General features: G+C 73.4%; 14 protein-coding genes. 7 read left to right on the top strand and 7 right to left on the bottom strand.

Going from position 1 to position 25,481, the window contains the following annotated elements; all coding sequences use genetic code 11:
• Positions 1-7: 7 nt before the first annotated feature.
• Positions 8-799: an isocitrate lyase/phosphoenolpyruvate mutase family protein gene (locus ACFWDO_RS07540; RefSeq protein ID WP_380315466.1), complete on the bottom strand. Its 792-nt coding sequence runs from the start codon at positions 797-799 to the stop codon at positions 8-10.
• A gap of 89 nt (positions 800-888) precedes the next feature.
• On the opposite strand from ACFWDO_RS07540, the gene ACFWDO_RS07535 reads away from it, so the two are divergent.
• From ACFWDO_RS07535 to ACFWDO_RS07525, 3 genes are read left to right on the top strand one after another with little or no spacing between them, the layout of a single operon-like run.
• Positions 889-1,251 (top strand): YidH family protein, encoded by a 363-nt coding sequence (locus ACFWDO_RS07535; protein WP_380315463.1) that lies wholly within the window; start codon positions 889-891, stop codon positions 1,249-1,251.
• Between the two features lie 5 nt (positions 1,252-1,256).
• The gene (locus tag ACFWDO_RS07530; RefSeq protein ID WP_380315460.1) at positions 1,257-1,613 is read left to right on the top strand and encodes a DUF202 domain-containing protein; all 357 of its coding nucleotides are present in this window, start codon (positions 1,257-1,259) and stop codon (positions 1,611-1,613) included.
• A gap of 57 nt (positions 1,614-1,670) precedes the next feature.
• Positions 1,671-2,324, top strand: a complete 654-nt coding sequence (locus tag ACFWDO_RS07525; protein ID WP_380315457.1) for a Pr6Pr family membrane protein — start codon at positions 1,671-1,673, stop codon at positions 2,322-2,324.
• Here ACFWDO_RS07525 and ACFWDO_RS07520 read toward each other — a convergent pair.
• Together ACFWDO_RS07520 and ACFWDO_RS07515 are read right to left on the bottom strand one after the other, a co-directional pair.
• The gene (locus ACFWDO_RS07520; RefSeq protein ID WP_380315454.1) at positions 2,314-4,203 is read right to left on the bottom strand and encodes an alkyl/aryl-sulfatase; all 1,890 of its coding nucleotides are present in this window, start codon (positions 4,201-4,203) and stop codon (positions 2,314-2,316) included. The genes ACFWDO_RS07525 and ACFWDO_RS07520 overlap by 11 nt on opposite strands.
• 87 nt (positions 4,204-4,290) lie before the next feature.
• Positions 4,291-6,183, bottom strand: a complete 1,893-nt coding sequence (locus ACFWDO_RS07515; RefSeq protein ID WP_380315451.1) for an alkyl/aryl-sulfatase — start codon at positions 6,181-6,183, stop codon at positions 4,291-4,293.
• A gap of 164 nt (positions 6,184-6,347) precedes the next feature.
• On the opposite strand from ACFWDO_RS07515, the gene ACFWDO_RS07510 reads away from it, so the two are divergent.
• Positions 6,348-7,019 (top strand): GAP family protein, encoded by a 672-nt coding sequence (locus tag ACFWDO_RS07510; protein WP_380315448.1) that lies wholly within the window; start codon positions 6,348-6,350, stop codon positions 7,017-7,019.
• 33 nt (positions 7,020-7,052) lie between these two features.
• Positions 7,053-8,876 carry an alkyl/aryl-sulfatase gene (locus ACFWDO_RS07505; protein ID WP_380346877.1) on the top strand — a complete coding sequence of 608 codons (1,824 nt, stop codon included), beginning with the start codon at positions 7,053-7,055 and terminating at the stop codon, positions 8,874-8,876.
• A gap of 67 nt (positions 8,877-8,943) precedes the next feature.
• Here the strand turns inward: ACFWDO_RS07505 and ACFWDO_RS07500 are convergent, their stop codons facing one another.
• On the bottom strand, positions 8,944-10,659 hold the full coding sequence (locus ACFWDO_RS07500) for a SulP family inorganic anion transporter (protein WP_380323152.1): 1,716 nt from the start codon (positions 10,657-10,659) through the stop codon (positions 8,944-8,946).
• Between the two features lie 206 nt (positions 10,660-10,865).
• Between ACFWDO_RS07500 and ACFWDO_RS07495 the strand changes: the two genes are divergently transcribed.
• Positions 10,866-12,446, top strand: a complete 1,581-nt coding sequence (locus ACFWDO_RS07495) for an LPXTG cell wall anchor domain-containing protein (protein WP_380323155.1) — start codon at positions 10,866-10,868, stop codon at positions 12,444-12,446.
• Between the two features lie 36 nt (positions 12,447-12,482).
• Here the strand turns inward: ACFWDO_RS07495 and ACFWDO_RS07490 are convergent, their stop codons facing one another.
• Positions 12,483-13,532 (bottom strand): TIGR00341 family protein, encoded by a 1,050-nt coding sequence (locus ACFWDO_RS07490; protein ID WP_380323158.1) that lies wholly within the window; start codon positions 13,530-13,532, stop codon positions 12,483-12,485.
• A gap of 274 nt (positions 13,533-13,806) precedes the next feature.
• Here ACFWDO_RS07490 and ACFWDO_RS07485 point away from each other — a divergent pair, with 274 nt between their 5' ends.
• Positions 13,807-22,005 carry a DUF5979 domain-containing protein gene (locus ACFWDO_RS07485; protein ID WP_380323161.1) on the top strand — a complete coding sequence of 2,733 codons (8,199 nt, stop codon included), beginning with the start codon at positions 13,807-13,809 and terminating at the stop codon, positions 22,003-22,005.
• Positions 22,006-22,087: 82 nt separating this feature from the next.
• Here the strand turns inward: ACFWDO_RS07485 and ACFWDO_RS07480 are convergent, their stop codons facing one another.
• Positions 22,088-24,139 (bottom strand): bifunctional lysylphosphatidylglycerol flippase/synthetase MprF, encoded by a 2,052-nt coding sequence (locus tag ACFWDO_RS07480; RefSeq protein WP_380323164.1) that lies wholly within the window; start codon positions 24,137-24,139, stop codon positions 22,088-22,090.
• A partial coding sequence (locus tag ACFWDO_RS07475; protein ID WP_380323167.1) for an AI-2E family transporter occupies positions 24,136-25,481 on the bottom strand: 1,346 nt, incomplete at its 5' end. The genes ACFWDO_RS07475 and ACFWDO_RS07480, both read right to left, overlap by 4 nt.

Below are 25,481 nucleotides of genomic sequence, written 5' to 3'. Positions count from 1 at the left end.
GCGCGCGTCAGCCCCGGAACGCCCGCGGCATGACCTCGCGCGCCGGGCCGGTGCGGTCGAGGAACCCGACGCCGCCGGCCTGGAGCTCGCGGGCGGCGTCGACCAGCGCGGACAGGGCGTTCCAGGCGAACGTGCCGCCGACGGAGACCCGCGCGACCCCCGCGGCGGCCAGCTCGGCGGGCGTCGGGCCGCCCGCGACGAGCAGCGCGTTGACGGGCCGGTCCACCTCGCGGCAGACGGTCGCGATCGCGGCCGCGTCGCGCAGCCCGGGCGCGTACAGCACGTCGGCGCCGGCCTCCTGGTAGGCCTGGAGCCGCGCGATCGTGTCGGCGAGGTCGTCCCGGCCGTGCAGGTGGTTCTCGCAGCGCGCCGTGAGCACCAGGTCCCCCGCGGCCTCGGCCGCGGCGGCCACGCGCTCGACGGCGGCGGGCCGGGCGTAGAGGGGCTGGTCCGCGCGCCCGGTGGCGTCCTCGACCGAGCACCCCGCGAGGCCGGTCCCGCGGGCCTCGGTCACGGTGCCCGCCACCCCCGCGGGGGAGTCCGCGAAGCCGTTCTCCAGGTCGGCGCTCACCGGCACGTCGACGGCGGCCGCGAGCGCGCCGGCGTGGGCGAGCGTCTCCTCGCGGGTGGTCGCGCCGTCGGGCCGGCCGAGCGTCGCGGCGAACCCGCTGCTCGTCGTCGCGACGGCGGCGAAGCCGAGCGCGGTGAGGAGGCGCGCCGACCCGGCGTCCCAGGCGTTCGGCAGCAGGAGCGGGTCGCCGGGGCGGTGCAGGGCCAGGAAGTCCGCGCGCAGGGTCATGCGCCCGAACCTAGCCACCGCCCCCGACGCCCGCCCCCACGCCGCCGTCGCCGCGACGTGCCCCGCGGCGGTCGATAGGCTCGGGCCTCGTGAGCCGCGAGCGCTTCCCCCGGTGGGTCTACGAGCAGGGCACGGAGCCCGACCCGCGGTTCTCCCTCGCCAACGAGCGCACGATCCTGGCGTGGCTGCGCACCGCCCTCGGGCTGATCGCGGGCGGCACCGCGCTCGAGACGCTGGACCTGCCGATGGAGCCGCACCTGCGTCTCACCGCGGCGGTCGTGCTGCTCGTGGCGGGCGCCGTCGTGCCGGTGGCCGCGGCGGTGGAGTGGGCCCGCTCCGAGCGCGCGATGCGGGAGCACGGGCCGCTGCCCGGCGCGATCACGGGGTTCGTGCTGGTCCTGACCATCACCGTCGTGGGCATCCTCGTGCTGCTCGCGCTGCTGCTGCACTGACCGCGATGGCCGAGCCGCCGCTGGACCCGCCGCTCGTCGGCCCCGAACGAGACCGGGGCCTGCAGGTGGAGCGCACCTCGCTCGCGTGGCGGCGCACCCTCCTGTCGTTCACCGCCGCCTGCGCGGTGGCGTGGCAGACGCTGCCGGGCGTCGACGGGCTGTCGTCGTTCGCGCTCGCCGCCGCGGTCGGCCTCGTCCTCACGCCGCCGCTGTGGTGGTTCGCCCGGCGGCACGCGCACCACACGGCAAGGCACCTGGGCGCCGAGGAGCCGCGGCTGCGGCACGGGCGGCGGATCGTGGTCATGTGCGCGGGGACGGCGCTGCTCGGCCTCGCCGGGCTGGTCGCGATCCTGGTCTTCTGAGGACGAGCCCCGAGGACGACGTGCCGCCGTGGCCGCCCGGTCTGGTTCACTACGCCCATGTTCGTGATCGTCGGCCTGTTCCGGCTCTTCGTCGCCGTCCTCGGCCTCGTCGGCACGCGCGCCATCTGGCGCGACGGCGACGTCGAGGGCTTCGTGTACTTCACCAACCTGACCAGCTTCCTCGCGGTGGCGGTGTTCGGATGGGCGGGCGTCGCGACGCTGCTGCGCCGGGAGCAGCCGCCGGTGTGGGCGAAGGGGCTGGTGACCCTGGCCGCCGCGATCACGGGCCTGGTCGCGTGGCTGGTCCTCGCGCCCGAGTCGCCGGACGCGCCCGCCGTCTTCCTCGGCCTGACCGACGGGCAGGTGGAGCACCGGGCGCTGCCGATCGCCGTCGTCCTGGACTTCCTGCTGCTCGACCCGCACCGCCGCGCCCGCCTGCGCCACGCGGGGCTGTGGATGCTGTTCCCGGTGCTGTACTTCGGATTCATCCTGCTGCGCGGCCAGCTCAGCCCGGGCAGCGCGTACCCGTACGGCTTCATCGACCTCGACGCCCTCGGGTGGGGCGGGCTGGGGATCAACCTGGTGGTCTACGGCGGCGCCTTCTACGTGCTCGGGCTGCTCATCGTCGGCGTCGACCGGCTGCTCCCCGCCCGCCCCCTCGTCCCGGGGGTGGCGGTCCCTGAGGTCAGGGACCCTCAGCTCACGGCGTGACGATGGCGAAGTCCGGGTCGCCCGGGTCGAGGATGCCGTGCACCTTCGCCAGCGCGGCCGTGTCGCCCGAGACCTCGATGCCCGCCGCGGCCAGCCGCGCCGGGTCCAGACCTCCCGCGAGGGCAGGGAGCGCGGCCCGCGTCGTGGTGATGGTGACGTCGGCGGCGTCGGGCTGCGGCCGGGCGCTGTAGGTGAGCGCGCCGTTCGCGAGCCGGAGCCGGTAGCGCGCGGCCGCGTCGGAGAGGACGACGTCGGCCGTGACGCGGTGGTCCCACGCCTTCGGGCCGTCGATCTGGATCGCGAGGGCGTCGAACAGCATCTCGGGGGAGAGGTGCGCGACGATGTCCGCCGACGCGGTCTGCGTCGGCGTGCCGAAGTTCCCGCTGCGCAGCTCGGTGGCGCCCGACAGGTACACCGACCGCCACGTGCCGTTCTCCGCCCCGTACCCGAGCTGTTCGAACGTGTCGGCGAGCAGCTCCTTCGCCCCGGCGTGGTCGGGCTGCGCGAAGACGACATGGCTCAGCACCTCCGCCACCCAACGGAAGTCCCCGGCGTCGAACGACGCGCGCGCCTTCTCCACCACGGCGTCCGCGCCGCCCATGAACTCGACGTACCGCTTGCCCTGCTCCTCGGGCGGGTGCTGCCACAGGTGCGCGGGGTTGCCGTCGTACCAGCCCATGTACCGCTGATAGATCGCCTTGATGTCGTGGCTCACCGATCCGTAGTAGCCGCGCGCGTGCCACGCGTTCTCCAGCGCCGGAGGCAGCGGCAGCTGCTCGGCGATCTCGGAGCCCACGAGTCCCTTGTTCAGGAGGCGCAGCGTCTGGTCGTGCAGGTACGCGTACAGGTCGCGCTGCTCGGACAGGAACGTCACGATGCGCTCGTTGCCCCAGGTGGGCCAGTGGTGCGACGCGAAGACGGACTCGACGTCCGCGCCGAACAGGTCGATCGTCTCGGTGAGGTAGTTGGCCCAGGCGTGCGGGTCGCGCACGACGGCGCCGCGCAGCGTCAGCAGGTTGTGCAGCGTGTGCGTGGCGTCCTCGGCCGCGCACAGCGCCTTGTGGTCCGGGAACCAGATGAGCATCTCGGCCGGGGCCTCGGTGCCCGGCGCCATCTGGAACACCATGCGGACGCCGTCGACCGTCTCCTCCTGCCCGGTCGTCGTGATGTCGAGCGTCGGGGCGATGAGCGTGACGGTTCCGGTGGACGTCGTCTGCCCCAGGCCGGCGCCGACCTGGCCCTGCGGGCCGCGGGCGAGTGCCGCGCCGTACATGTAGCCCGCGCGGCGGCCCATCGCCGTGCCCGCGTACACGTTCTCCGCGACGGCGTGCTCCGTGAAGTCCGCGGGCGCCAGCACGGGCACGCGGCCCGCGTCGACGTCCTCCTGCGTGGTGACACCCTTGACGCCGCCGAAGTGGTCCACGTGGCAGTGCGTGTAGATGATGCCGGTGACGGGGCGGTCGCCGCGGTGCTCGCGGTACAGCGCGAGGGCGGCGGCCGCTGTCTCGGTCGAGATCAGCGGGTCGAGCACGATGACGCCCGTGTCGCCCTCGATGAACGTGACGTTCGACAGGTCGAACCCGCGCACCTGGTAGATGCCCTCGACCACCTCGAACAGGCCCTGCTCCGCGACCAGCTTCGACTGCCGCCACAGGCTCGGGTTCACGGTGTCCGGGGCGTCGCCCTCGAGGAACGCATACGTGTCGTTGTCCCAGACGACGGTGCCGTCGTCCTTCGTGACGGCGTTCGGGGTGCGGCGGCCGAGGAAGCCCCGGGACGCGTCGTCGAAGTCCTGGGTGTCGGAGAAGGGAAGCCTGCCGAGCAGCTCACGCTGCTGGGCGGCGATGGTGGGCGTGGCTGGCTTCGGTGTGCTCGGCATGGCGCCAGGCTGGCACCGGCTGGGCGCTCGCGCGCGCCGAAACGCCCCGCCCGAGCAGGTCGGACGGGGCGCTCGCGGCGATGCAGGTCAGGGCGTGACGATGGAGAAGTCCGGGTCGCCCGGGTCGAGCACGGCGGTGAGCCGGCCGAGCACGCTGACGTCGCCGTCGACCTGGATGCCGGCCTCGGCGAGCCCGTCCGGGGTCACGCCGCCGAGGGCGAGCGCGGGCAGCGCGCGCGACGTCGTGGTGAGCGTGAGGTCGGCGTCGCCCTTCTGCGGCCGGGCGCTGTGCGTGAGGGCGCCGTTGGCGAGGCGGAGCCGGTAGCGGGCGTCCGTGTCGGTGAGCACGACGTCGATCGTGAGCTTCTCGTCCCACGCGCGGGGTCCGTCGACCTGGATCGCGATGGCGTCGAACAGCATCTCCGGGGTGAGCGCGGAGATGACGTCCGGCGACGCGGACACCGTCGGCGTCCCGAACTTGCCGCTGCGCAGCTCGGTGGCGCCCGAGAGGTAGATGTTGCGCCACACGCCGTTCTCGGCGCCGTACCCGAGCTGCTCGAAGGTGTCCGCCAGCAGCTCGCGGGCCGCCGCGTGGTCGGGCTGCGCGAAGACGACGTGGCTGAGGATCTCCGCCGCCCACCGGAAGTCGCCGCCGTCGAACGACGCGCGCGCCTTGTCCACGATGGCGTCGGCGCCGCCCGCGAGCTCGACGTACCGCTTGCCCTGCTCGACCGGCGGGTGCTGCCACAGGTGAGCAGGGTTGCCGTCGTACCAGCCCATGTACCGCTGGTAGATGGCCTTGAGGTTGTGGCTCACGGAGCCGTAGTAGCCGCGCGCGTGCCAGGAGTTCTCGAGGGCCGGCGGGAGCTTCAGCGACTCGGCGATCTCGATGCCCGTCCAGCCCTGGTTGATGAGGCGCAGGGACTGGTCGTGCAGGTAGGCGTACAGGTCGCGCTGCTCGGAGAGGAACTTCACGACACGCTCGTTGCCCCAGGTGGGCCAGTGGTGCGACGCGAAGACGGCCTCGACCTCGTCGCCCCACAGGTCGATGGTCTCGGTGAGGTAGCCGGCCCAGGCGTGCGGGTCGCGCACGAGGGCGCCGCGCAGGGTGAGCAGGTTGTGCAGCGTGTGCGTGGCGTCCTCGGCGGAGCAGAGGGCCTTGTGGTCGGGGAACCAGACGAGGAACTCGGCCGGCGCCTCCGTGCCCGGCGCCATCTGGAACACCATCCGGACGCCGTCGATGGTCTCGGTCTGCCCGGTCTCGGTGATGTCGAGCGTCGGGGCGATGAGCGTGATGTTGCCGGTCGCCACCGTCTGCGCCAGGCCCGTGCCGAGCGCGCCCTGCGGGCCGCGAGCAAGCGCCGCGCCGAACATGTACGCCGAGCGGCGGGCCATCGCGGTGCCCGCGTACACGTTCTCCGACGCGGCGTGCTCCGTGAACTCCGCCGGCGCGACGATCGGCACCCGGCCGGCGTCGACGTCCTCCTGCGTGGTGACGCCGCGCACGCCGCCGAAGTGGTCGACGTGCGGGTGCGTGTACAGCACGCCCGTCACCGGGCGGTCGCCGCGGTGCTCGCGGTACAGCGCCAGCGCGGCGGCGGCGGTCTCCTCGGTGACCAGCGGGTCGAGGACGAGGACGCCGGTGTCGCCCTCGATGAACGTCACGTTGGCGAGGTCGAAGCCGCGCACCTGGTAGATGCCGGGCACCACCTCGAAGAGCCCCTGGACCGCGTTGAGCTTCGACTGCCGCCACAGGCTGGGGTTGGCGGTGTCGGGCGCGTCGCCCTGGATGAAGTCGTAGGTGTCGTTGTCCCAGACGACGGCGCCCTCGGCGTTGGTGATCGCGTTCGGCGTCCGCTTGCCCAGGAGGCCGCGCGTGGCGTCCTCGAAGTCCTGGGTGTCGGCGAACGGCAGGGTGCGGAGCACCTCCTGCTGCTGGGCGGCGATCGTGGGCGTGGCTGGCTTCGGAGTGCTCGGCATGGCGCCAGGGTGGCACCGGGTGCCCGCGGGCGCGCGGTGAACGGCGCCTTCGTGCTGTGACGTCGCGACGTCCCGTTCGACGAGCGGATCCCGGGGCGCGTGCCTACCGTCTGAGCGGCGGCGCCCACCCGCGGCGCCGTCGACCACCGGGACGAGGAGAACACGTGGGTGCAGCGATCGGTCAGTCCCTCCCGGTAGCGGTGGGCGTGCTCATCAGCCCGCTGCCGATCGTCGCGGTGGTGCTGATGCTCGTCAGCGAGCGCGCGAAGGCGAACGCCGCGGCGTTCCTGGTCGGCTGGTTCGTGGCGGTGCTGGTCGTCGTCGGCCTGGTCGCGGTGCTCGCCGGCTCCGCCGTGCCGGACGACGAGGGCACGCCGCTGTGGGCGGCGATCGTCAAGATCGTGCTGGGCCTGCTGCTCCTGCTGGTCGCGGTGAAGCAGTGGCGCGGGCGGCCGCGCGAGGGCGTCGAGCCGGAGACCCCGAAGTGGATGGCCGCCATCGACCGGTTCACGCCCGGCAAGGCCCTGGGCCTCGCGGTGCTGCTGAGCGCCGTCAACCCGAAGAACCTGCTGCTCGTCGTCTCCGGCGGTGCCGCGATCGCCGCCGCCGCCCCGAGCGACACGAACGCCCAGGTCGTGGCCGCCGTCGTGTTCGCGCTGATCGCCAGCGCCGGCGTCGTCACGCCGCTGGTGATCTACCTGGCGATGGGCGAGCGCGCCGCGGCCGTCCTCGACGGCCTGAAGACCTGGATGGTCCAGAACAACGCCGTGATCATGGCCGTCCTGCTGCTCGTCATCGGCGCCAAGATGATCGGCGACGGCATCACGGCACTCTGACCCTGGTTTCTCAACAGCCGAGGAGGCGCACCGATGGGATTCGTGGAAGACAACCCGGGTCTGGACTGGGACGACCGGACCGACTTCGAGAACGCGGACCGGGGCTTCATCGCCACGATCGACCCTCCGCAGATCGCCGGGCCGGGTGGTGGTGTCGCGTGGGACAACACCCGGTTCGACTTCCTGACAGGGGACTGCCCGCCCACGGTGAACCCCTCGCTGTGGCGGCAGTCGCAGCTGGTGCAGAAGAACGGGCTCTTCGAGGTCACCGGCGGCATCTACCAGGTGCGTGGGCTCGACCTGTCCAACATGACCCTCGTCGAGGGCGACACCGGCGTGATCGTCATCGACCCGCTGGTGTCGGTCGAGACGGCGAAGGCCGGGCTCGACCTCTACCGGGCGCACCGCGGTAAGCGGCCTGTGGTGGCCGTGATCTACACGCACTCGCACGTCGACCACTTCGGCGGCGTCGCGGGCGTCGTGCCCGAGGGCGCGGACGTCCCGATCGTCGCGCCGGCCGGGTTCCTCGAGCACGCCGTCTCGGAGAACGTGTACGCGGGCACGGCGATGACCCGCCGCGGGATGTACCACACGGGTGCCGCCCTGCCGACGGGGCCGGAGGGCCTGGTCAGCACCGGTCTCGGGCTCACCGCGTCGATGGGCACGGTGTCCCTGCTGCCGCCCACGGTCGACATCACGGAGACCGGCCAGGAGCTGACCCTCGACGGCGTGCGGATCGTCTTCCAGATCACGCCCGGAACCGAGGCGCCCGCCGAGATGAACTTCGCCTTCCCCGACCGCCGGGCGCTGTGCCTCGCGGAGAACGCGACCCACAACCTGCACAACCTGATCACCCTCCGCGGCGCCGAGGTACGCGACGCACGTGGTTGGTCGCGCTACATCGGCGAGGCGATCCGCCTGTTCGCCCGCGACGCCGACGTCGCGTTCGCCTCGCACCACTGGCCCACCTGGGGCACCGAGAACATCGTGACCTTCCTGACCGAGCAGCGGGACCTGTACGCCTACCTGCACGACCAGACCCTGCGGATGCTCAACGAAGGCCTCGTCGGCTCGGAGATCGCCGAGCGGATCCAGCTCCCCCCGGCGCTCGAGAACGCCTGGCACGCTCGCGGCTACTACGGCTCCGTGAGCCACAACGTCAAGGGGATCTACCAGCGCTACCTCGGCTGGTTCGACGGCAACCCCGCGCACCTGTGGGAGCTGCCCCCGTCGGAGGCGGGCGCCGCGTACGTCGAGGCGATCGGCGGCCTCGACGCGACGATCGCCAAGGGGCGCGAGCAGGCCGAGAACGGCAACCTGCGGTTCGCCGCGCAGCTGCTGAGCCACGCCGTGTTCGCTGCGCCGGAGTCGGCCGACGCGAAGGCGGCGCTCGCGGACGTGCTCGAGCGGCTGGGGCACGGCGCCGAGAACGGCACCTGGCGCAACTTCTACCTCGTCGGCGCGCACGAGCTGCGGCACGGCGTCCTGAGGACCGAGATGGACTTCGGCAGCGGGATGGCGGTGGCGCTCACCCTCGAGCAGATCTTCGACACTCTCGCGATCCGCGTCGACGGCCCGAAGGCCTGGGACGAGCACTTCGTCATCGACTGGCACTTCACCGACGCCGACGCGCGCTACCGCACCACGCTGTCCAACGGCGTCCTCGTCACCGAGCCGGGGGAAGAGAGCGCCGACGGCGCCGACCTCGCGTTGACGCTCACCAAGCGCCAGCTGCTCGGCATCGCCGCCGGGGCCCCGGCGAGCGACCTCGAGCACACCGGCGACCTCGGCGTCCTGGCACGCCTCGCGGCCGTCCTCGGCAAGCCCGACGCCAACTTCGAGGTCGTCGCACCCTGACCACCACGACGACGGCGGCCCGGCGGTTTCCGCGGGCCGCCGTCGCCATGCGGGGGGCGGTGATCGATCAGGGCGAGGCGGCGCCCTCTCGGCGCCGCCGCTCGGCGAGGTCGTAGGCCTCGCGGACGGCGTCGAAGAGCACCTCGGACTCGGGGATGACGGAGTCCTGCAGCCGTCGTGACACGCCGCCGGCGGCGAACCGGCGGGCGAGGGCGTCCGGGACCCCGCACACGACCACCTCGACGCCGTGGTCGTGCCAGCGGTCCAGGAGCCGGTCGAGCGACTTGAGGAACGTGGTGGACGGGATGCCCACGGACCCCCGCAGCGAGATCACGAGGGCGGCGTCGTGGACCTCCGCGGTGTGCGGCCACTCCTCCTCGAGGCGGTTCACCTCGGCGAAGAAGCCGGAGCCCATGTAGTGCAGCACGGTGGTGCGCCCGCTCGGCAGGGTCGCGGGGGCGTCCGCGACCCGGAAGCCGCCGTCGCCCGTCGGGGCGAGCTCGACGATGCGGCCGCGCTTCGCCGCCTGCACCGCGAACAGCACGATGGACAGGCCGGCGCCCAGGAAGATCGCCTGCTGCAGCGGGAGCTGGGTGGTGGCGAGGAACGTCACGACCAGCGCCGCGGCGGAGAGCCACGACGTGCGGAACACGAGCACGACGTCGGCCCAGCGCCCGACGACCAGCTCGCCGCCGATGACGAGCAGCAGGCCGCCGATCACGGCCATGGGGATGTACCCGGCCAGCGGCCCCACGGCCAGCACGATGACGATGAGCCACACGCCGGAGAAGATGCCGGCCCAGCGGGTCTGCGCGCCGCCGCTCGTCGCGACGCCCGTGCGGGACAGGGAGCCGCCGGTGGGGAGGGCGCCGAAGAAGCCGCCGGCCACGTTGGCGAGGCCCTGCGCGGTGAAGTCCTTCGAGACGTCGGTGCGCGACCCGTCCGGGTTCGGCACGGCGGCGCCGATGCCCGCCGCCTGCGCCAGGGCGACCAGCGCGATCGCGAGCCCGCCGGAGACGAGCGGGCCGAGGGAGCCGACGTCCGGCAGCGTGAACGGCGGCAGGGAGCGCGGGATCGCCGCGATGTCGGAGACGAGCTCGACCTTGGTGCCCAGCAGCGCGACGACGACGGTGACCACGAGCAGGGACAGCAGCGTCGCCGTCTTCCTCAGCCGCGGCACCAGGCTGAGGGCCGCCCACGCGGCGACGGTGGCGACGGCGACGGCGACGGTCGGGCCGTCCCAGTCGCCCACGTGCACCACGGCCTCCACCAGCTTGGCGATCGTGTTGTGCGACTCCGGGGTGTACCCCGTGGCGTCCTTCACCACGCCCGCGACGATCTGCACGGCGATGCCCGCCGTGAAGCCCGTCATCACCGCCGTCGACACGAACGACATCACCGACCCGAGCCGCAGCAGCCCGAGCAGCAGCATCCACAGCCCGACGATCACGGTGAGCGCGGCGACGGCGCCCACGTCGCCCGGGTCCAGGCCGGCGTCGGTGAGCACGCTCTTGGCCGACAGCGCGATGGCGCTGGTCAGCGTCGTGACCATCAGCACCGTGCGAGAGAACACCGAGCCGATGACGGTCGGCACCGCGCCCGACCACAGACCCATCGGGGCGGAGAACCCGCCGACCGTCGCGTACGCCATGCCCTCAGGGATGGAGAACAGGCCGGTGACGAAGCCGGAGACGACGTCGCGCGGCGTCGGCCGGGGGATCTTCCGGCCCCCCTTGGCCTTCCGGCCCCCTGTCGCGTCGCTCGCGTCGCTCGTCTCGCTCACTGCTGCCCTCCTGTGCCGGCCGGGGATGCACCCAGCACCCTGCCCCACCAGCGGGGACGCCGCGACCGCAGACACCGTCATCGGTGGTGCGGCCTCCGCGCGCGTGCGGCAGCGTCCTCGGGCAGTGTCGTGGATGACGTCCGGGCGCCGCCCGGCGCGGGGGCGGGGCGTCACGAGACGGGAGAACACCCATGACGGGTGACCGGATGTCCGCACCGCGCCACGACCGGCCGGGGCTCCACCGGCGACGGCGGCTTCGCGCCGCCCTGTCGGGTGCGCTGGCGCTCGCGCTCGGCGGCGCGGCGCTTGTCGTGGTGGTGCCGCGGGCCGCAGCGCAGGTCGTGAATCCGACGCTGACCTTCACCTCGACCGCGGTCCCGTCGGACGAGGCGGTGCCCGGCGACACCGTCGCGTTCACGGTGACCGTCACGAACACGAGCACGACGCCGTACGACGCGGAGAACCCGGCGGCCTTCGGCGTCGACCTCTCCGCGGTGCTCGACGACGCGACCAGGGACGGCACCGCGACCGCCGACGTGGGCGAGGTGACCCCCTCGGCCAGCGCCCTCTCCTGGGCGGGCCCGCTGGCGCCCGGCGGGACGGCGACGGTCTCCTACTCCGTGACGGTCGACGACCCACCCGCCGGCGACGGGATCCTGTCCGCCGTCGTCCTCGGTCCGGAGGGCTCGAGCTGCCCGCCCGGCGGGGACGACCCCGGCTGCGCGACGGCCGTCCCCGTCCGGGCGCTGCACCTGCGCAAGGTCGGGGACCCGGACGGCCCGCTCCTCGCTGGCGGCTTCGTCGAGTACTACGTCACGGTGACGAACACGGGCGGGGTGCCGTACACGGCCGACGACCCGGCGTCGTTCACCGACGACCTGACGGGCGTGCTCGACGACGGGACCTACGAGGGCGGGGAGGCCGACGTCGGCGACCTGACCTACGACGCGCCGGTGCTGTCCTGGTCCGGCCCGCTCGCGCCGGGGGAGTCGACCGAGATCGTCTACCTCGTGCACGTCACCGCCCCGCCGTCGGGCGACAAGGCCCTCGACAACGTGGTGGTGGGCCCGGACGAGTCGAACTGCGCCGCGGGCAGCGACGACCCGGACTGTGCCGCGACCGTGGGCGTCCAGGAGCTCGAGATCGTCAAGACGGCGGACCCCGCCGGCCCGGTGGCCCCCGGCGACACGGTGACGTACACGGTGGTCGTGACGAACACCGGCGCCGCGGACTACCCGGCCGACGCCCCCGCCTACCTCACCGACGACCTGACGTGGGTGCTCGACGACGCCACGCTCGACGGCGAGGCGAGCGCCACCGTCGGCCAGGTCGTCGCCGACGGGCCGCGGCTGTCCTGGTCGGGCCCGCTGCCGGTGGGCGGCTCGGCGCGGCTCACCTACGCGGTGACGGTCGACGACCCGCCGTCGGGCGACCGGAAGCTCGCCAACGTCGTGCTGGGGCCGTCGGAGTCCAACTGCCCGACGGAGCTCGTCGCGGGCGGCGGCGGGACGGCGGCGCCGGTACGGGCCGCGATCCCGCGGATGCCCGAGGGGTGCCAGGTGATCACCAGGGTGCGGGGTTCGCGGCCGGCCGCGCTGCCCTCCGACCCGCCCTCGGCGACGCCGTCGGCGCCGGCCGTGGCAGGCCCTGCCGACCCGGGCGCCCCGACGGCGGGGACGCTGCCGGACACCGGCCCCGACCCGGTCGCGGCGACCGTCGCGCTGGCCCTGGTGCTCCTCGCCGGCGGCGCGGTCATGGTCGGGGCCGGGCGGCGTCGACGGGGCTGAACTGACGGGGTCGACGGCTCGGGGCCCGCCCGGGCCTCAGCCCTCGACGCGCTCGCCGACCGTGTGCACGACGGTGACCTCCGGGTCCCAGGGGACCAGCTCGTCGACGGACGCCTGCAGTTCGGCGACGTCGGGCAGGTCGCCCGGCCCGCGCACCTCGACGACGAGGTCGGTGCCCTGCCAGGTGACGTCCTCGACGTCCGCCTCGGGGGTGTCGGCGAGCCAGGACTCGGCGGCGGAGCGCACCTGGCCGGCCCACACCTCGGCGAGGACGGACTGCATGGTGTTGGCGACCATCGGCACCGCCACGACGACGACGGCGGCCGCGCCCAGCACGACGGCGCGCCGGGGGCGGCGGCGCCCGCCCGCGTCCTCGCGCGCCTGCGCGGCGTCCGAGGCGTACCCGGCGCCAGTGAACACGACCGTGGCCGCCACGACCAGGGCGACGACGTTCGAGCCGAACAGCAGCAGCGCGCCGGCCGCCAGCGCCGGCTCGCCCGCCCCGAGGCACACGCCGACGACGCCGAGCGGGGGCACGAGCGAGATCGCGATGGCGATGCCCGGCAGCACGTCGCCGAGGTCGCGGCGGGCGAGGGCGATCGCGCCCGCGAACCCGGTGGCGAACGCGGCGACCAGGTCGCCCACGCCGGGGGAGGTGCGCCCGGTGACCTGGGAGTTCGTCACGACGGACGACGTCTCCGGAAGGGCGAGCGCGACGAGCCACCCGAGCACCACCACCAGCGCGACGCCGCCGAGCACGTAGAGCGCGGACCGCCCGACCAGCCGGCCCTGGCCGGTGACGACCCCGAGGCCGAACCCGAGGATCGGCGTCGACAGCGGCGCGATGATCATGGCGCCGATGACGGTGGCGGTGGAGTCGGTGACGACGCCGGAGATCGCGATGATCCCGGAGAGGACCAGCATCGCCCAGAACGCGGACCGCTTGGCGCGCACCTCGCCCGAGGACAGGTCGAGGCGGTCCGCCAGCTCGGCGAGGTCGCGACGCTGCCGGTCGGGCACGACGGCGGACAGCAGGCGCCCGTGCTCGCGCGCGGGTTCGGGCGGGGCGGCGGTGGGTGAGGACATCGGACCTCCGGGCGGGACCGTGCCCGGCCACGGGCCCGGCAGCCCGGGGCGGGGTGCTCCGCGGCGAGGCGAGTATGCCGCCCGGCGCGCCGCACGTCGCGACGAACGCCCAGGTGACGGCCCCGCGTGACAGGGAGTAACGGACCTTGACGATGTATGGGGCAAATCGTCGTTCGCCGAGCCAACCCCGCCCATGTCTGACACCTTCGGAGGTGGCGCGCGTCCGAGGTCGTACGCGCGCGCATGGTGACACCGGGGTGGGGGAGAAACTTCGATGGCAATCGGTCGCGCGACGACGAAGCACGGCGGACGACACGCACGGAAGCGGCAGGGCAGGCGCTTCAGCCGCGGCTGGTCGGTCCTGGGCGTGCTCGCGCTCGGCTTCGCGGGGGCGATCATCCCCGCCACGACGGCGTCCGCCGCGGAGTGGGGCATCAGCAAGACGGTGACGAGCGGTCCCGGGCCGTACGAGCCGGGGCAGACCGTCACTTACGCCATCCAGATCTCCTGCTCGGACCCGAACGCGGACCCGTGCACCAACACGGTGATGACCGACGAGCTGCCCCCCGAGCTGATCCTCGTGGACGCCACGGTCAGCTCCAGCGGCGGCGCGACCAACGGCGTGGTCGTCGCAGACCCCGCCACCAACACGGTGACCTACACTGCCGACTCGAACCCGAACGGGCAGACGCCCACCATCACCGTGAGCGCCCGGGTGGACCCGGACCTGCCGTACAGCGCCGACGGCGTGCCGATCCCCAACACGGCGACGGTCGTGGCGGACAACGCGGCCGAGGAGTCCTCGACGGTCGAGATCACGCCCGTCGTGGAGCTGAACCTCGACTCGGAGACCACCAAGGCGATCGATCCGGAGGGCGCGCTGGCCGCCCCCGGGACGGCCGCCACGATGACGATCACGGGAACGAACACCTCCAACGCCCCGGTCGACACCCTGGTGATCCAGGACCCGGTGGACCCGACGGCCACCCCGAACCCCTTCACCTACCTCGAGTACACGAGCACCGGCGACATCGAGATGCCGCCGAACGCCACCGAGGTGACCGAGGAGTACTGGGACGGCGACTCGTGGGAGCCGCTCGACGACTCCGTCGACCCGGCGGCGGTCCAGGGCGTGCGGTACACGTTCAGCGGCGACATCCAGCCGCAGGCCACGGCGACCGTCCCGGTCCAGGTGCAGCAGAGCGACGCCGTCGAGGAGCTCACCGACCCGACCACGGTCACCAACGACACGTCGTCCCTCGTGACGCTGGACGATGCGTCGTCCGACCCGACGACGGCGAGCGACACCTACGTCATCACGCCGCCGAACAACAGCGTGACGGCGAGCAAGTCCTTCGACCCGGCCCAGGTGAGCGCCGGCGATCCGACCACGGTGACCCTCGGCGCGCAGAACACAGGTACCGCCGTGACGTCGCTGACGATCACCGAGCCTGCCCCGGGCACGAACAACGTCTTCGAGGGCGACGACCCGATCACGTTCACCGGCTGGGGCACCGACGGCCAGGGGGCCGGCGTGGTGTGGCCCGACGGCGCCACGGGCGCCACGGTGACGTTCGTGTGCGACGGCACCGCCGCCGAGCCGATCTCGACCACCGAGGTGGACACGCTGCCCGACCCGCCGGCCGGCTGCAACGTCACCGGGTTCACCATCGAGTACACGGGGAACATCTCCAACGGCGCCGAGGCGACCGTCCCGTTCACGGCGGACACGGACCCCGACCAGATCGCGGACGACGTCGACCACCCCAACCAGATCCAGGCCGAGGTGCCGAGCGCGGACCCGGCACTCGCCGACGACACGCTCACCACGCTCGTCGACCGGCTGGCGACGGACATCACCAAGGTCATCACGCCGTCCACGTTCCCGGCCGTTCCCGGCCAGAGCGTCGTGGTGCAGCTGCCGAGCTCGCTGGCGGGGTTCGGCCCGGACGGGTCGACGACGGACGCCGACACCTTCGTGGTGCAGGAGCCGGAGGACCCGGCGAACCCGGGCGAGTTCTGGGACAACTTCGAGGCAACCGGTGTGCGCAGCACGTCGGTGCCCCCCAACGCGACGCTGACGGTCGAGTACTGGGACCCCGACACCGGAACGTGGTCGCCCGCGCCGGACTGCCCGCCCGTGCACGGGCCGGCCACCGTGAACTGCGACCTGCCCGCGGGCGCGGAGGGCGTGCGGTTCACGTTCACGGCGGACGACGGCTCCGGCTTCCCGCCGGGCACGGAGTTCCAGCCGAACTTCACGGCCGACTACACGGGCCCCGCGGACCGCGAGGACCCGATCACCAACTGCGCGTACTCGTCCGCGTCGGGCGGCTCGGTCGAGATGACGGACCCGGTCGAGGCGTGCGACGACGTGGACCCGTTCCCGGTGGACGGTGACGGCACCGGCGCCGACTTCATGGACAAGACGTTCCTCGGCGACCCGCCGACGGTGCAGGCCCGCACCGACGACCAGGTGACCGCGCAGCTCACGTGGTCGACCGGCGGCTTCTCGGGAGTCGGCCCGATGGTCGTGCAGGACGAGGCCGACCCGGTCGCGGCCGACGACACGGCCATCGCGGGCTCGTTCTACGACGCGTTCAACCTGGTGAGCATCGCCCTCGACGACCCGATGCTGCAGTACGACCAGGTGCAGAGCGTCGAGCTGTTCATCGACGGCGCGTGGGTGGAGGCGTCGGGCGACCCCTGCCCGGAGGCCTGCGACGGGACTTTCCCGGGCTACACGCTGACGGCGGACGAGCAGACCTCGGCGACGTCGGTGCGGCTGACCTTTGTGGAGTCCCCGTCGCGCACCGACAACCCGACCGACCCCACGGCCCCCGCAGCCGGTGACGGCGTCGCGCGGTCTACGCAGGCCGACGGCCGCCACGTCGACCTCACCTTCCAGGTGCGGGACACGAAGCGCAGCGACCCCGACGAGGCTGTGCTGGGCACCACCAACGGCACGATGTACAACACGGGCGACGCGGGCGTGGTGAACGACACCGCGCGCGGCACCGGCACGTTCGAGGGCAACGACTACACGGACACCGACGCGGACGAGGTGACGATCCTCGACACGCCCGTGAACGTCACGGTGACCAAGGACTGGACCGGTGGCCCCCTGTCGGTGCCGCCGGACGGCACCCCGCTCGAGTTCTACCCGACCACGAACGCCGTCATCACGGGGACGAACAACTCGACCGCGAAGGTGGACGAGCTCCGCCTGGCCGACCCGGGCGCCGAGGACTCGGACGACGTGATCACCGCCGCCGGCACCAAGCCGTTCGACGCGTTCACGCTGACGCACATCGACCTCACGCCGCCGGCGGGCACCGATACGACCACGGTGATCCTGCACTACGAGAACGGCGACACGGCGCGCGGCGACGAGGCCGGGGCAGAGGCGCTCACGCCCGCGGACCTCGTCGACGTCGTCGGCGTCGAGGTGCTGTACGACGGCCTCGTCGCCCCGGCGGCAAAGGGCGTCATGAACCTCACCCTGCAGCTGCGTCAGCTCGACCGGTACACCAACGCCCCGGTCACGGTGGCGGACTACAGCCCCGTGCCGAACGGCGCGGTCGCGACCATCGACGACCCGGGCGGCTTCGCCGACGACCCCCGGCAGGCGTTCGACGACGCGACGATGGAGCTGCAGGACGCGGCGATCGGCATCGACGTCACGAAGACCTTCAGCCCGGACACCATCGTGGAGCCGAACCACGGCAACCCTGGCGACACCCCCGTGATCATGACTCTCACCGGGCAGCCCCTCGGGCCGTCGCGCAGCGTGGAGATGACGCTGACGGACGACGACCCGCAGTTCTGGAACCAGTACGACTTCGTCGGGTTCGACCCGAGCGCGGCCCTGGCGGCCCCGATCCAGCAGGTGCAGGTGGACGCCTTCGTGGGCGGTACGTTCGTCGGCGACCCGGACTCACCGGACCCGGTCGAGGTGACCGGGGGCCAGTGGGTGACTGGCGTCGCGGGACCGGACTTCGCCCTGCCGGACGGCGTCGAGCCGTCCCAGGTGCAGGGTCTGCGGTTCACGTTCAGCCGCACGGACAACTCGATCTGGGAGAACCCCGCCACGCCGACGCAGAGCGTGCCGATCCAGATCCTGCGACGTGACGAGATGCGGTCGGGCGGGGACGTCCAGCACGACCTGGCGTCCAACCCGACGGCGCCGGGCGAGACTGCACCGGGCGTCGCGAGCAACACCGTGGACGGCACGACGACGGGCGCCGACCTGGTCGTGGACCCGGGGACCGGCGATCTCGTCCCGGTGAGCGCCGACGACTCCGCGGACGCGCAGATGCTGTACCAGCACGCCACCAACGGTGTGACGATCGTCAAGGACTTCGACGGCGTCCCCACCGGCGGGTCGGAGGCGCCGGAGGCCCTGTTCCCGATGAACATCACGTTCACGAACACGGGCGACCGGCCGATCGTGGACCCGGTGGTCACGGACGACCCGATGCCCTTCGACGACGACGGCGCACAGTTGCGGATCGCTGCGGGCGAGGACGAGCCGTTCCGGTACGCGCTGGGCGGCGTCGCCGACCCCGACCCCAGCACGCCCGACCTGCCGACCGACGCCGCGCAGGTGACGGTCGACCAGCAGGGCGACATCGACAGCCTCGGGTTCACGTTCCCTGCGGGGTCGGTGCTCGAGGTGGGCCAGAGCTACACCATCACCGTGATGGTGCAGTTCCGGCTCGGCCTCCCGCCGAACACACTGGTGGAGAACACGGCCGGCGTCACCGGCGACCGACCCTGGGACGAGTGCAGCCCACGTCTGAATGAGGAGACGGGGGCCTGCGAGGCCGACGCCGACGTGAAGCCATCTGCGTCCGCGGCGCTCGAGCAGCAGAAGCTCGTCAAGGCGACGAACGACGACGAGCTCGACGTGATCGTCGACCCCGACGCGTCGAACCCGCCGGACGAGTGCACCCCGAACGCTGCAGGCTTCTACGCCTACCCGTGCACGCCGGTGATCGCGCCCGGGCACGATGAGACGTGGCGCGTCCGCGTGAGCAACGCGGGCAACCTGCCCATGGACACGCTGGTGCTCTACGACCGGCTCCCGACCCCGGGCGACACGGGCTCGTACGCGGGCTCGCAGCGCGGCTCGGCCTGGGCACCGATCCTCACGGACGACCCGCCGCCCACGTTCGTCGGGCTGCCCGACGGCGCCGTGGGCACGTTCTACTACTCGACCACGCAGGACTACTGCATGGGCGACATCCAGGACCCGCTGACCATGCCGTGCCCCACCGACGACCCCGAGACCGGGTGGGTGCGGCTGACGGGCGACGAGCCGGACTCCGTGTTCGAGCAGATCACCGCCCTGAAGGCGGTCGTGACCTTCCCCGAGGACGACCTCTTCGGGCCGGGCGACACGGTGATCCTCGAGGGCACCACGACGACGCCGCCGGTGGCGCCGGAGGCCGGCGACCGGTCGATCGCGTGGAACTCGGCGGCGGCGGGCGGCGTGGTCGTCACCCAGTCGGCGGGGCGGGTGAACAACCTGCCCACCGAGGGCGTCAAGGTCGGCGTCGCGACGGCGACCGGACCGCTCGAGGTGAACAAGCTGGTCAGCGGCGCCGGCGCCCAGTATGCGCCCGACTCGTTCGCGATGAACGTGCAGTGCACGTCCGCGGTGGGCACCTGGGTGGAGGAGGAGCTCGACCCGATCCCCATCACGGTGGTGCCGGGCACGCCGACCACCGTGCCGAACCTGCCCTACGGCGCGGAGTGCACGATCACCGAGGACGGGACGAACGGACAGACGGACCTGATCGTCGGCTCGGTGACCATCGGTGAGGACCCCGAGGCCGTGAGCATCACCGCGATGAACGTCTACGACCTCGGCGGCCTGGTGCTGTCGAAGGACGTGGAGAGCGACGCCGTCGACCAGGCCGGCGACCCGATCGCCTACGGCCCGTTCGAGGCGACCGTGGAGTGCACGTTCCTCGGCGACCCGGTGTTCGCGGACGGCTACGACGCGGAGAACCCGATGGTCGTGGAGTTGGCCGGGGACGGCACGCCCGTCGAGCTGACCGGCCTGCCGGTGAACTCCGAGTGCACCGTCACCGAGACGAACGCTGCGAACGCGGCGGGCACGACCATCACCGTCACGACGCCGGGTGAGGACCCGGTCGAGACCGACGGCACGTCGGCCGACGTCACCGTCGTCCCCGACGAGGACGGCACGTCCGGCGCCCAGGTCGCCCTGGAGAACACGTTCGACGTCGGGGCGATCAACCTCCAGAAGGTGGTCGACGGCGAGGGCGGGCCCGCGTATGGGGCGGGGCCGTTCACGATCCAGGTGGTGTGCACGTACGACGCCGACGGCGACGGGCCGGGCGAGCCCGGCACCGTGTACGACGGCACCGTCGTGCTCGGCGGCGCCGGGCCGCTCGACGCCCAGATCGCCAACCTGCCCGTGGGCGCGGAGTGCACCATCACGGAGACGAACGACGGCGGTGCCACCGGCTCGGTGGTCGTGCCCGACACCGTGACGGTGGACGCGGACGAGCCGGCCGAGGTGGTCATCACCAACACGTTCGACGTCGGCACGATCGAGGTGGACAAGGAGCTCGACGGGCTGGGCGCCCTCTACGGCCCCGGGCCGTTCGAGGTGACCCTGGCCTGCACGTACGGCGAGGACGCGAACGGCGATCCCGTCGACATCGTGATCCCCGGCGGCGCCGCGCGGACGTTCGTCCCCGGCCAGCCCGCGGTCTACGAGGGGCTGCCCGTCGGGGCCGAGTGCACGGTCACGGAGACGGACGACTTCGGGGCCACGGAGACGTCGGTCAGCGTGGACGGCGGCGCGCCGGTCGACGGCAACCGGGCGGAGGTCGTCGTGCCGCCCGCCGACGGCGGGGAGGCGACGACCGTGACTGTCACGGTCACCAACACGTTCCTCACGGCGCCGGTACTCGTCGAGAAGACGGTCGACGGCGACGGTGCGGACTTTGCTCCCGACATGCCCGAGATCCCGCCGCTGCCGGAGCTGCCGGACGAGCCGGTCACGCCGGAGGAGCTCGCGGCGCTGATCGCGCAGCTCGAGGACTTCTACGCGCAGTTCCCGCTCGACGGCATCCCGTACCGTGCGTCGCTGGAGTGCACCTTCCAGGGTGCCGAGATCCCGATCCCGGGCGGTGCTGTGCGGCCGTTCGGGCCGGGGCTGCCGGGCGTGTACTTCGGGCTTCCGGTCGGGGCGACCTGCTCCGTCACGGAGACCGAGACGGGCGGTGCCACGTCGGTGACCGTGGACCCGAGCCCCTTCGTCGTCGACGAGGACCGCGTGCTCCCGGCTCCGCCGCAGGTCGTGACAGTCACCAACACCTACGACGTGGGCTCGATCCAGGTCGAGAAGGTGCTCGACGGTGACGGCGCGGAGTTCGTCACGGCGCCGTTCGAGGTGTCGCTGGCCTGCACGTTCCAGGGCGAGGAGATCGAGGTGCCGGGCGGCGCGACCCGTACGGTGACGCCGGACGACCCGGCCACCTACGACGGCCTCCCGATCGGCGCCGAGTGCGTCGTCACCGAGACGGACGCGGCGGGCGCGGCGTCCTCGACGGTCTCCACGACCGTCGAGGGCGGCGACCCGGGCCAGGTGGTGGTGCCGGGCGCGGACGCCGACCCCGCCGTGATCACGGTGACGAACACGTTCGACGTCGGCGGGTTCACGGTCGAGAAGGTCGTGACCGGGGACGGGGCGGCGTTCGGCACCGGGCCGTTCGAGGTCACCGCCGAGTGCACGTTCCAGGGCGAGCCGATCGACGTGCCGGACGGGGCGACCCGCACGGTGACGCCGGACGGGCCGGCCACGTACGACGGCCTCCCCGTGGGCGCGGAGTGCGTGGTCACGGAGTCGGACGACGGCGGCGCGACGTCGGCGACCGTGTCGACGGCCGTGGAGGACGGCGACCCGGGCCAGGTCGTGGTGCCGGGCGCGGACGCCGACCCGGCGGTCGTGACCGTGACCAACACGTTCGACGTGGGGTCCGTCGCGGTGGAGAAGGCGGTCGACTTCGAGGGCGACGCCTACGACGTCGGGCCGTTCGAGGTGACGCTCACGTGCACGTTCCAGGGCGAGGACATCGACGTACCGGGCGGCGCGGCGCGCGAGATCGCGGCCGGTGACACCGTCACCTACGACGGCCTCCCGATCGGCGCCGAGTGCGTCGTGACGGAGACGGACGACGGCGGTGCGGCGTCGTCCACGGTCTCGGCCGTGGGCGACGGCGACCCGGGCGCGGTCACGATCGCGGCCGACCCGGCGTCGATCACGGTGACGAACACGTTCGACGCCGTCCCGCCGCCGCCGAACGGTGGCGACAACGGCGGTGGCTCGCTGCCGATCACCGGTGCCGACATCATCATGTGGGTCGGTATCGCGGTGCTGCTGCTCGCGGCCGGCGTGATCCTCGTCGGGATCCGTCGCCGCAACCAGCACTGACGGTCGGCACTGACGGTCGGCACTGACGGCGCCGGTCCCGGACTTCCGGGGCCGGCGCCGTCGTCGTGCGCGGGGTGCGTGCTCAGGAGGCGTCGCGGCCGGCGGACCGGGCCGCGGCGAGGAGGTCGCGGGCGCGCGCCTCGGGCAGGTAGCACCGCACGAGGGCGAGGCCGACGAGCGGCAGCGTCGCCGGCTCGGGGACCACGAGGCTGAGCGGCACGGCGCGCGGCTGGAACTTCTGCTTGAAGCGGTGCAGCGACTCGAAGCCGTACAGCGGCTCGAGGACCTCGGCGAGGCGGTCGAGGGCGGCGTCGACGCCGCCGGGGTTGCGGTCGCCGTCGCGGGCCAGGGGGCTGCCGGACAGGGATGCCTCCTGCGCGCCCTCGTCGCGGAACGTGGTGAGGGCGTCCGCGATGAGCAGCTCCATCGTGTAGCGGAACGAGTCGGGGGCGCGGCGCATGACGTCGAGGGTCCAGCCGACCACCTGGCCGCCGGGCGCGTGCACGGGGAGCCAGCTCGTGACGCCGTGCAGGCGGCCGTCGGCGTCGGTCGCGAGCCCCACCCGGACGGCGGGGTCGAGCGCCTCGTGCACGCCGCCGAGGGTGAACGCCATCTCGGGGAGGTCGGAGTCGCCGAGCCACGCCTCGGAGATGGCCCGCACCTGCGCGAGCGTCTCGGGCGGCTCGTCGGCGAGGGTGACGAGCCGGTGCCCGATGCCGTGCTTCGCGGCCTGGTTGAGGGCGGTCCGCACGTCCTGCCACTTCTTGCCGCGGAACTCGAGGCCCGGGAGGTCGACGACGGCCTCCTCCGCGACGCGCACGACCGTCCACCCGCGGCGGCGCCCGAGGTCCGCGAGCTCGGGGCTGGAGGAGAAGAAGCAGGAGCCCGACCCGGCGGCGGACGCGGCCTCGACGAACGCGTCCACGAGCTCGGCGCGGCCCTGGGGCCCGTCGCCGACGGGGTCGGTGAGCGCGACGGCGACGCCCGCGTGCGCCCGGTAGGCGACGTAGCCGGGCACGCCGGGGGAGGTCCACCGCTCGTTCCCGTCCCACGTCGTCATCCAGGCGAGCCGCTGCCCGGCACCGAGCTGCGCGACGGTGGCACGCGCCTCGGCCTGGTCGAGCTGCTCGCGCGCCCAGGGGCGCGCGTGCCGCCGGGTGCGGAAGGACGCGCGCCGCACGACGAGCAGCGCCAGCGCCCCGCCGTCGAGCAGCAGCATGAGCAGGTACAGCGGCAGCTGCTGCGAGAGCTCGACGGCCGACGCGAGCACCAGGACCGTCTCGGCGAGGACGCTCAGCAGCGTGAGGGCGACGGCGACCCGCCACCACACGCGCCGCCCACGGAACAGGCCGACGGCGAGGACGAGGTCGATCGTCAGGGAGACGAGCCCGGTGGGCCAGTCGTCGCTCTCGACCTTGCCGAGCGGCCCGCCCGCCGGCCCGGCCGCGAAGGCCGCGAGCACGACGATGAGCGCGGACAGGGCGAAGTAGCCGGCCGCGGTGACGCGGTCGCGCTGCACCCGGCCGGCGCGGGTGCGGCCGCCCAGCCGCGGCCCGAGCAGCGGGCGCGCGACGACGAGCCCGGCCAGCCAGCCGAGCACGTGCTCCACGTCCGCGAGCCCGCCGCCCACCACGAGCCCCACCAGCACGTACGCCGCGACGAGGGCGCCGGCGCGCTGTCGCCACGGGGAGGAGAAGCTCATCGCGGTCACCGTGATCGCGCCGGTGACGCCGGCGCTGAACCCGACGTCGAGGTCGCCCGCCAGGCCCACGGCCCACGACCAGCCGGTGCGCGCGAGGAGTGTGATGGCGGCGGCCGTCGCGACGACGCCCACGAGCTGCGTCGTCGCGGTGACGAGCGCGGTGCGCCGGGTGCCGAGGCGCAGCTCCGTCCAGCCGACCAGGACGAGGAAGAGGCCCGCCGTCGGCACGTAGCCCCAGGGGACGGGGGCGAAGAACGAGCCGGTCACCGGAGTCCACCAGCGGCCGTCCTGGAACGCGGGGGCGCCGAACGCCACGACGTCGAACCACGACGAGTCCCGCAGCGGCGTCCACAGGCCCTGGGACACCACGCCGAGCACGAGCATCATCGCCACGACGGCGAGCGTGAACGGCGCCCGGCGCAGCAGGCTCACGGGCCGGCCCCGGCCCCGGCCCCGGCCCCGGCCCCGTCGTCGTGCCCGCCCTGCCCGTGCGCCGCCGCGTCCGCGTCCGCCACCGGATCGGCGCCGCGCGCGTGGCCGAGGATGTCGCGCAGGATGACGGTCACGGGGGCGGACAGCATGGCGCCGAGCAGCCCGGCGAGGACTGCGCCGACGATGGTGGAACCGAGGTTCACGATGGGGTGCAGCCGCAGCTGGTCGGAGGACAGCTTGGTGAGCATCAGCGTCTGCACCACGTTCTGCACCACGAGGATCACCGCGAGCAGGATCAGCGCCTGGGGGAGGCCCTGCGAGCCGAGGGCGATGAGGCAGGCGAACGCGGCGGAGAAGATCGCCCCGAGGTAGGGGATGTAGCTCGTCACGAACGTCACGAGCGCGATGGAGAACGCGAGCGGCACGTCGAGGACCACCGCCCCGATCGCGATGAGCACGGCGGTGACCAGGCTGGACGACGTCAGCGCGCCGAAGTAGCGGCGCAGGGTGAGGGTCGCCTCCTCGATCACGACGACGCCCCGGGCGCTGCCGACCGACGAGTGGCGGGCCGCGAACGCCTCGATGCGGGGCCAGTCGGCCATGACGTAGAAGAGGAAGAAGACGGCGATGAACGTGCCGACGACGAACGCCGCCGCGCTGGAGAACACGCTGCCGAACAGGCTGGCGAGGCCCCCGGTGAGCGAGCCCGACGTGTCGCTCAGGTCGAGGCCCGTCAGGTCGAGGGTGGTGCCCGCGAGCTCCTCCTGAAGGGTGGCGAGGCCGCTGCTCAGCCGGTCGGCGATCTCCGCGGACTGGTCGGCGATGCCGTCGGCCGTCACCCCCACGGCGAGCGCGAGGACGGCGCCCAGCGCGACGAGCACGGCGAGCGACCCGAGCCCGCGGCGCAGCCCCAACCGCTCGAGCCGATCGACCAGCGGGTGGAGCAGGACGCCCAGGACGGCCGCCACGACGAGGGGCACCACCAGCCCGCTGATCGCGGACACCGCGGCGTAGACGACCACCGCGGCGGCGGCGATGCCGACCACGGCCCAGCCGATGCGGCCCAGGCGCAGGACGAGGACGCCGGTCCTGCCCGCGGTCCGGTCGGCGGGCTCGGGGCCGGGCGCCCCGCCGGTCGCAGGGCCGGTCGTCGGGTCGGTCGCGGGGGCGTCGTCGGGCACGGGGCTCCTCGGGTCGGTCCCGTGCATCATCGCGCGCGGTGGCGCCCGGCGCGCGTCGCAGGCGGGCGCGTCGGCGCCGTCATCGCAGGTGGCACAGCCGTGCGGGCAGCCGGCGCCGTCGTGCGGGCGCGAGAAGGCCGGGCCGGCCGTCGAGGGACGGC

The organism is Isoptericola sp. NPDC060185, from assembly GCF_042728595.1.
Taxonomy (GTDB): Bacteria; Actinomycetota; Actinomycetes; order Actinomycetales; family Cellulomonadaceae; genus Isoptericola.
This window is presented reverse-complemented; position numbering and strand designations above follow the sequence as displayed.

Coding starts and splice junctions, on each gene's coding strand:
- ACFWDO_RS07540 (WP_380315466.1), bottom strand. CDS start 799: ATGACCCTGCGCGCGGACTTCCTGGCCCTGCACCGCCCCGGCGACCCG.
- ACFWDO_RS07530 (WP_380315460.1), top strand. CDS start 1,257: ATGGCCGAGCCGCCGCTGGACCCGCCGCTCGTCGGCCCCGAACGAGAC.
- ACFWDO_RS07525 (WP_380315457.1), top strand. CDS start 1,671: ATGTTCGTGATCGTCGGCCTGTTCCGGCTCTTCGTCGCCGTCCTCGGC.
- ACFWDO_RS07520 (WP_380315454.1), bottom strand. CDS start 4,203: ATGCCGAGCACACCGAAGCCAGCCACGCCCACCATCGCCGCCCAGCAG.
- ACFWDO_RS07515 (WP_380315451.1), bottom strand. CDS start 6,183: ATGCCGAGCACTCCGAAGCCAGCCACGCCCACGATCGCCGCCCAGCAG.
- ACFWDO_RS07505 (WP_380346877.1), top strand. CDS start 7,053: ATGGGATTCGTGGAAGACAACCCGGGTCTGGACTGGGACGACCGGACC.
- ACFWDO_RS07495 (WP_380323155.1), top strand. CDS start 10,866: ATGTCCGCACCGCGCCACGACCGGCCGGGGCTCCACCGGCGACGGCGG.
- ACFWDO_RS07490 (WP_380323158.1), bottom strand. CDS start 13,532: ATGTCCTCACCCACCGCCGCCCCGCCCGAACCCGCGCGCGAGCACGGG.
- ACFWDO_RS07485 (WP_380323161.1), top strand. CDS start 13,807: ATGGCAATCGGTCGCGCGACGACGAAGCACGGCGGACGACACGCACGG.